This window comes from Ruegeria sp. AH12 (genome assembly GCF_056541465.1).
The window spans coordinates 1-639 of sequence record NZ_JBQFYL010000179.1 but is presented as its reverse complement, the minus strand read 5'-3'; the positions used below and the strand labels follow the sequence as shown (position 1 = coordinate 639).

The following is a 639-nucleotide window of genomic DNA, read 5'->3' as shown; positions in this document are numbered from 1 at the left end:
CCGAGGGGCTTCCCTCGTGGCAGGGAACGCGCCCCAGTCTGGCCCTGATCGTTCTGGGCCTTGTCCCCACGGCCTTCGCCACCCTGCTGCGAGTATCCATCACCCGCAGCGCCGGGTCCGTCTTTCTGACGCTGGTGAACTATCAGGTGCCCGTTTGGTCGATGGTGTTCGGGGCCTGGATTCTATCCGAAGCCCTGCCACTGCGGTTCTATATCGCGCTTGCCATGATCCTAACCGGGCTGGCAATCAGCCAGTGGTTCACTCTGCAGAAAATGCTACTGGGGCGTTAACCCGTCGCCGCCTCAACCTCGGATACGATCCCATCGACCACTTGGGTCAGCAGTGCGGCATCCTCGCATTCCGCCATCACCCGGATCAGAGGTTCCGTGCCCGATTTGCGGATCAGCAAACGCCCCTGCCCATTCAGACGCGCCTCGGCCTCGGAAATCGCGCTTTTGACGCTGGCCGCTTCCAGCGGGGCCTGCCCCGCGCTAAAGCGCACATTCTTCAGCAATTGCGGCACCGTCTCAAACTGGCGCGATAGGTCCGAGGCTTTCTTGCCGGATTGCACCATCTCTGCCAGAAAATGCAGCCCCGCCATCAGACCGTCGCCGGTTGTGGCATAATCGCTCATCACGA

The 639-nt window shown here is 61.7% G+C and carries 1 protein-coding gene and 1 pseudogene; one reads left to right on the top strand and one right to left on the bottom strand.

Annotation, left to right across the window (positions count from 1 at the left end; all coding sequences use genetic code 11):
* Nucleotides 1-290, top strand: a 290-nt coding sequence (locus ACR0EL_RS22460) for an EamA family transporter (protein ID WP_480502353.1), incomplete at its 5' end; no start/stop codon positions are given.
* Here the strand turns inward: ACR0EL_RS22460 and ACR0EL_RS22455 are convergent.
* Nucleotides 287-639: pseudogene (locus tag ACR0EL_RS22455) on the bottom strand (phosphoglucosamine mutase); the annotation flags it as partial. The gene ACR0EL_RS22460 and the pseudogene ACR0EL_RS22455 sit on opposite strands and share 4 nt — an antisense overlap.